The organism is Salinicola sp., from assembly GCF_982684285.1.
The window spans coordinates 1-6,506 of record NZ_CEXLVS010000116.1 but is presented as its reverse complement, the minus strand read 5'-3'; the positions used below and the strand labels follow the sequence as shown (position 1 = coordinate 6,506).

Annotated in this window: 7 protein-coding genes; 1 reads left to right on the top strand and 6 read right to left on the bottom strand. The window is 65.1% G+C overall.

The annotated features are described in order from the left end of the window. From AC3AYF_RS11600 to ndhC, 6 genes are all read right to left on the bottom strand, one after another. The coding region (locus tag AC3AYF_RS11600) for a 2Fe-2S iron-sulfur cluster-binding protein (protein WP_487779752.1) at positions 1-255 on the bottom strand (255 nt) is incomplete at its 3' end. A 15-nt stretch (positions 256-270) separates the two neighbouring features. Beyond that, positions 271-1,611, bottom strand: coding sequence for an NADH-quinone oxidoreductase subunit NuoF (nuoF, locus tag AC3AYF_RS11595; protein WP_295039460.1), 1,341 nt, complete (start codon positions 1,609-1,611; stop codon positions 271-273). Beyond that, complete coding sequence (gene nuoE, locus AC3AYF_RS11590) at positions 1,608-2,120, bottom strand: NADH-quinone oxidoreductase subunit NuoE (RefSeq protein ID WP_295039462.1); 513 nt, start codon at positions 2,118-2,120, stop codon at positions 1,608-1,610. Before nuoE ends, nuoF begins: the two co-directional genes overlap by 4 nt. A gap of 10 nt (positions 2,121-2,130) precedes the next feature. Further along, positions 2,131-3,933 carry an NADH-quinone oxidoreductase subunit C/D gene (gene nuoC, locus AC3AYF_RS11585; RefSeq protein ID WP_295039463.1) on the bottom strand — a complete coding sequence of 601 codons (1,803 nt, stop codon included), beginning with the start codon at positions 3,931-3,933 and terminating at the stop codon, positions 2,131-2,133. 83 nt (positions 3,934-4,016) lie between these two features. Further along, entirely contained in the window at positions 4,017-4,694 is a 678-nt protein-coding gene (locus tag AC3AYF_RS11580; protein ID WP_298845013.1) for a NuoB/complex I 20 kDa subunit family protein, read from the bottom strand. Between the two features lie 152 nt (positions 4,695-4,846). Next, complete coding sequence (gene ndhC, locus AC3AYF_RS11575) at positions 4,847-5,302, bottom strand: NADH-quinone oxidoreductase subunit A (RefSeq protein ID WP_149436085.1); 456 nt, start codon at positions 5,300-5,302, stop codon at positions 4,847-4,849. 261 nt (positions 5,303-5,563) lie between these two features. Here ndhC and thiD point away from each other — a divergent pair, with 261 nt between their 5' ends. Beyond that, entirely contained in the window at positions 5,564-6,385 is an 822-nt protein-coding gene (thiD, locus tag AC3AYF_RS11570) for a bifunctional hydroxymethylpyrimidine kinase/phosphomethylpyrimidine kinase (RefSeq protein WP_487779751.1), read from the top strand. Positions 6,386-6,506 lie beyond the last annotated feature (121 nt).

The following is a 6,506-nucleotide window of genomic DNA, read 5'->3' as shown; positions in this document are numbered from 1 at the left end:
CTCGAGATCCTCGTCGGCGATGGAGATGTAGGCGTCGTCCTTGACCGGGGCCATGCACGACATCACCAGCATGCCGCGGTCATCGTCGGCGTCCTTGTACTGCTTCACCGCGCACTGGCGGCACGCACCGACGCTGCCCATCGCCGGATGCCAGCAGAAATAGGGAATATCCAGTCCCAGCGAGAGGCAGGCGTGGAGCAGGTTGTCGCTGTCTTCGACTTCGTAATCGTTGCCGTCGACGTGAATAGTGGCCATGGCGTCGAACTCCTCCTACACGCTGCCGACCGGGATCGGGTCCGCGTGCGCCTCACCCTTGGGTCGGGTGATGCCGCGCTCGAACTCGTCACGGAAATAGTGGATCGCGGATGCCAGCGGCATCGCCGCCCCCGGCGCATGCGCGCAGAAGGTCTTGCCCGGCCCCAGGTCGCGGGCCATCTGCTCCAGCAGCTCGATATCGCCAGCCTCGCCCTCGCCAGCCTCCAGCGCCCGCAGCAGCTTGACGCTCCAGGGCAGGCCGTCGCGGCACGGCGTGCACCAGCCGCAGGACTCGCGGGCGAAGAACTCCTCGAGGTTGCGGGTCAGCGAGACCATGCTCTGATTGTCGGCGACCACGGTCAGCAGCCCCGTTCCCATGCGGCTGCCGGTCTTGCCGATGGTGTCGAAATCGAGCGCCAGCTCGAGATGTTCGGGCAGCAGGAAGCCGGTACTGCCGCCGCCGGGCAGCCAGCTCTTGAGGGTCAGGCCGTCACGCATGCCGCCGGCGAGCTCGAGGATCCGATTGCCAGTGGTGCCCATCGGCAGTTCCCACAGCCCAGGATTGTTGACCTTGCCGGAGACACCGTAGAGCTTGGTGCCACCGTCGCTGCTGAGGTCGCCGGAGAGCGCCTGGAACCAGTCGGCACCGTGATTGACGATACCCGGCACGTTGCACAGCGTCTCGACGTTGTTGACCACCGTCGGCAGCCCCCAGGCGCCGGACTGGCCGGGAAACGGCGGTTTGGCGCGAGGATTGGCGCGCTTGCCCTCGAGGGAGTTGATCAACGCGGTCTCTTCGCCGCAGATGTAGCGACCGGCACCGGTGTGCAGGGCGATATCGAAGTCCCAGCCGCTGCCGCGCACGTCCGCACCCAGCCAGCCATCGGCCCGGGCGTCGGCCAGGGCACGCTGGATCGCGGCGGCAGCCAGATGGTACTCGCCGCGCAGGAAGATGTAGCCCTGCTTGGCACGGTTGGCGATGCCGGCCAGGATCATGCCCTCGATCAGCAGGTGCGGCTGCTGCTCCATCAGCAGGCGATCCTTGAACGTGCCCGGCTCCATCTCGTCGGCGTTGCAGACGATGTAACCGCGGGGGACGCCCTCACCCTTCATGGTCAGGCTCCACTTGAACCCGGCGGAGAACCCGGCGCCGCCACGGCCGCGAAGATTGGCGCTCTTCACTTCCTCGGTCAGCGACTCGTAGGTGTGCTGCTCGAGCGCCTTGGTGACCGCTTCATAGCCCTGGGTGCGACAATATTCGTCCAGCAGCACCGGCGACTGATCGTCGTGCAGACGCCAGGTCAGCGGATGGGTCTCGGCACGGCGCTCGCTGGCGGATTGCAGAATGCGGCTCATGCGTAGGCCTCCAGCAGTCGGGGAATCTCGTCCGGCGCGACCGGGCCGTGCAGATCCTCGCCGATCAGAATCGTCGGGCCACGGTCGCAGGCGCCGAGACAGCACACCGGCAGCAGGGTGAAGCGCCCGTCTGCGGTGGTCTGTCCCATCTGGATGCCGAGATGCTCGATGAAGGCGTCGCGCAGTGCCTCGTAATCGGTCAAAAAGCAGGAACTGCTGTCGCAGATCAGGATGACGTGGCGGCCGACCGGCTGACGGAAGATCAGGCTGTAGAAGGTCGCCACGCCCTCGACGTCGGCCACGCGAATGCCCAGCGTTTCGGCGATCGCCGGAATCGCGCCATCCGGCACGTGACCGTGGCGCTTCTGCACGATCTTCAACGCCTCGATGCATGCCGCCTGCGGATAGGGATAGTGCGCCCGCTCCTCGAGGATCATTTCGCGGTCGGCGGGATCGAGGGCAAAACCGTCGCTGGCAATGGTCGTTCCAATAGTCGCGGTAGTAGTCATGATGGCTGCCTCATCGGTCCACATCGGCCATGACGAAGTCGATGCTGCCCAGGTGCGCGATCAGATCCGGCACGAACCCCCCGCGCATGACGGCGGGGATCTGCTGCAGATGCGGAAAGCTGGGCGTGCGAATGCGCGTGCGGTAGCTCATGGTGCTGCCGTCGCTGGTCAGGTAGTAGCTGTTGATGCCCTTGGTCGCCTCGATCATCTGCATCGACTCGGCGGCCGGCAGCACCGGCCCCCACGAGACCTGCAGGAAGTGGGTGATCAGGGTCTCGATATGCTGCAGCATCTTTTCCCGCGGCGGCGGCGTGGTCAGCGGATGGTCGGCCTTGTAGTCGCCGGCCGGCATGTGGTCGATGCACTGCTGGAGGATGCGCACGCTCTGGCGCATCTCCTCGATCCGCATCATGCCGCGATCGAAGGCGTCGCCGTTGACGGCGGTGGGCACCTCGAAATCGAAGTTCTCGTAGCCGGAGTAGGGGCGCTTCTTGCGCAGATCGAAGTCGAGCCCGGTGGCGCGCAGGTTGGGGCCGGTGACGCCCCAGTCCAGCGCCTGCCGGGTGTCGAAGGCCGCCACGAACTTGGTGCGGTCGCGGACGATGGCGTTGTCCATCATCGCCTTCTCGTACTCGGCGAGGCGCTTGGGCATCCAGTTGACGAAGCCCTGGACAAGCTTATCCCAGCCGGTGGGCAGGTCGTGGGCGGTGCCGCCGATGCGATACCACGCCGGGTGCATGCGGAAACCGGTGATCGCCTCGATCACCTCGTAGGCCTTCTGGCGATCGGTGAAGGTGAAGAACACCGGCGTCATCGCCCCCAGATCCTGCAGGTAGGTCCCCAGGAACAGCAGGTGGCTGTTGATACGGAACATCTCCGCCATCATCACCCGGATCGTCTTGGCGCGATCGGTGACCGTGATCCCGGCCAGCTTTTCCACCGCCAGCACGTAGGGCAGGTTGTTCATCACCCCACCGGTGTAGTCGATGCGGTCGGTATAGGGGATGAAGCTGTGCCAGGACTGGCGCTCCGCCATCTTCTCGGCGCCGCGGTGGTGATAGCCGATGTCCGGCACGCAGTCGACCACCTCCTCGCCATCGAGCTGCAGCACGATGCGAAACGCGCCATGGGCCGAGGGGTGGTTGGGCCCGAGGTTCAGGAACATGAACTCGGTCTCTTCCCCCTCGCGCTTCATCCCCCAGGCCGCGGGATCGAAGCGCAGCGCCTCCTGCTCGACCTCCTGGCCCTTGACCGTCAGGGTGTAGGGATCGAACTCGGTGGCGCGGGCGGAGTAATCCTTGCGCAGCGGGTGACCGGTCCAGGTCGGCGGCATCATGATCCGGGTCAGATGCGGATGGCCGGCAAAATCGATGCCGAACAGGTCGAACACTTCACGCTCGTACCAGTTGGCATTGACGAAGATATCGCTGATCGAGGGCAGCGAGAGATCGCGCTCGTGCAGCGCGACCTTGATCATCAGATCGGCGTTCCGCTCCACCGACAGCAGTTGGTAGAAGACGGTGAAATCGGACGGTGGCAGCCCCCGGCGATGGGTCCGCAGGCGCTCGTCGACGGCGCTCAGGTCGAACAGCATCGAAAATGGACCGGTCACGCGCCGCAGAAAGCCGAGCACGTCCCGTAGCTGCTCGCGGGCGACCCAGATGACCGGCATGGCGGTCAGCGTCTCCTGCGGCGTGAAGGCGGCCTCGCCGAACTGGCGCACCAGTTCGGCCACGACGTCGGGCTGACCGGCGGCATGGGAGGCGCTAAAGGTCGTCGCGCTCTCGTTTTGAGAATCATCGGCTGCGGTCATGGCTGGCGGCCCCCGGTGCAGAATCAATGGTCGAAAATGACCACAAGGATCAATGGCAGGAACGATCGACGTGGGCGATCGGGCTAGATGCCATCGGGGGTGCGCAGCTCCTTGACCGCAATCCGTCGATCGCGATGCTTTTCGCGCTGAGACGGCATCTCGGCGCGGTAGACACCTTGATCACCGACCACCCAGGAGAGCGGGCGGCGCTCTTCCTGGATCGACTCCTGCAGGAGCTGGAGACCTTGAAGAAACGCCTCGGGGCGCGGCGGGCAGCCGGGCACGTAGACATCCACGGGCAGGAACTTGTCGACGCCCTGAACCACGGAGTAGATATCGTACATGCCGCCGGAGTTGGCGCACGATCCCATCGAGATGACCCACTTGGGCTCGAGCATCTGGTCGTAGAGCTGCTGGATGACGGGCGCCATCTTGATGAAGCAGGTACCGGCGATGACCATGAAGTCGGCCTGCCGTGGCGAGGCGCGGATGACCTCGGCCCCGAAGCGGGCGACGTCGTGGGGCGCGGTGAACGCCGTGGTCATTTCCACGTAGCAGCAGGAGAGCCCGAAGTTGTAGGGCCACAACGAATTCTTGCGCCCCCAGTTGACGGCCGAATGGAGCACGTCCTCGAGCTTGCCCATGAATACATTGCGATGAACCTGCTGCTTCATCGGATCATCGACGATCTCACGCTCGCCAAGTGGGTAACGATCAGCCGCGGAATCGCCTCCCTCCGCACGGGTCAGGGTGTACTGCATAGTGGGCCTCAACAAACCTGATAGAAAAACGGTCGAGGAAGCGCAGGCCGGTCACGGATGCCTGGCTCCCATCGTTATAATCTTGTCGATCGCCATGGCGACCTTGCCTGCCGGGCTCGGCGTTTAGCGCTGCCACGCGATGGCCGACGTTGTCAGCGTGCATGACGCTCGACTCCCGGCACGGCGGCCAGCTCGCGCGCTCTCGAGGCGTCTTCGCGCCCTCTCTTGCGCGGCGCCCAGTCGAGCGCACCGACGCGAGCGTCGTAGACGAGTCCAGCCAGCAGGATGAGGATGAAAACTGTCGCTGCCGCGAATCCCGTCCAGCCCACCTCGCGCACGGAGACGGCCCAGCCGAACAGGTAGACGGCTTCGATGTCGAAAATGACGAACAGCATGGCAACGAGATAGAACTTGACCGAGAACCGCTGGCGCGCAGTGCCAGCGCCAACGATGCCGGATTCGAACGGGAGGGACTTGCTGCGGCCATGACTGCGGCCACCGAGCAGGCTGGCAGCGCCGATCATCAATCCACAGAGTGCAACGACGGCCACCACGAACAGCCCGGTAGCCCAGTAGCTGGCAATCCATGCGGAGACCGGATCGGACATGCCTTCCCTCGCAGACGTGATGGAACCTGAACTCGGCGATATCGAACCAGACTGACAGGTTCGTAAGTTTACGAGTTTACACGATGACGACTTGGTAACAAGCCTGCTAATTAGTCCTATTGCAGCCCGCCGACAAATCTGGCGGGCCGGGATCAGGCGGTCGTCTTCGTCACTCTATCCTTTATCGGCGTCATTGCCATTGGGCAATGGCAGCATCTTGTCTTAGGCTAGACGCTTTCCTGCCGCTTGCAATGTCCAGCCATGGTTTCTCATTCGACTCCCAATGCCTTGACGATCGCCGGATCCGATCCGTCCGGTGGCGCCGGCCTGCAGGCCGATATCAAGACGTTCTCGGCGCTCGGCGTCTATGCCACCAACGTGATTACTGCCGTGATCGCGCAGAACACGCGAGGCGTGGTGGCGGTGGAGCCGGTATCGGTGGCGCTGATCCGCACCCAACTGGACAACCTGCTCGACGACGTCGAGATCGATGCGGTCAAGATCGGCATGGTTGCCAGCCGCGACGTGGCGCAGACGATCGCCGAGGCGCTGACGCGGCGCCGGCCGCGCTGGATCGTGCTCGACCCGGTGATGGTCGCCAAGAGCGGCGACAGGCTGGTGGACGATGAGGGCCTGCGCGCCGTGCGCGATATCCTGATCCCCCTGGCCGACGTGATCACGCCCAACCTCCCCGAGGCGGCAGCCCTGCTCGGGACCGAGGTGCCGCGCGATACCGCCGCCATGGAGGCGATGGTGGGCGATCTCGCGGCGCTGGGGGCCCCCTACGGCCTGCTGAAGGGGGGCCATCTACCGCTGGATCGCTGCCCGGACCTGCTGTGGATGCCGCACGCGACGCGCTGGCTGGATGCGCCGCGCCTGCCGACGCCCAATCTCCACGGTGCGGGCTGCGCACTCTCGTCGGCGATCGCGGCCCAGCTGGCGCACCTCCCGCCAGCCCGCCCCGACGTCGAGGCGGCCATCGACGCCGCCAAGCAGTGGCTTCTTGAGGCCCTCGAAGCCAGCGACCGCCTCACCGTGGGCCAGGGCAAGGGGCCGCCGCACCATTTTCATGCCTGGTGGTAGACAGCGAGCCGCGAAAATCAGGGTGTTGCCCTTGAGCGAGAAATGCCAGCGTCGCTGGCATTTCTCGCCCGAAGCCCGAAGCCCGAAGCCCGAAGCCCGAAGCCCGACGCCCGAAGCCCGA

Coding starts and splice junctions, on each gene's coding strand:
- AC3AYF_RS11580 (WP_298845013.1), bottom strand. CDS start 4,694: ATGCAGTACACCCTGACCCGTGCGGAGGGAGGCGATTCCGCGGCTGAT.
- thiD (WP_487779751.1), top strand. CDS start 5,564: ATGGTTTCTCATTCGACTCCCAATGCCTTGACGATCGCCGGATCCGAT.
- nuoF (WP_295039460.1), bottom strand. CDS start 1,611: ATGAGCCGCATTCTGCAATCCGCCAGCGAGCGCCGTGCCGAGACCCAT.
- nuoC (WP_295039463.1), bottom strand. CDS start 3,933: ATGACCGCAGCCGATGATTCTCAAAACGAGAGCGCGACGACCTTTAGC.
- ndhC (WP_149436085.1), bottom strand. CDS start 5,302: ATGTCCGATCCGGTCTCCGCATGGATTGCCAGCTACTGGGCTACCGGG.
- nuoE (WP_295039462.1), bottom strand. CDS start 2,120: ATGACTACTACCGCGACTATTGGAACGACCATTGCCAGCGACGGTTTT.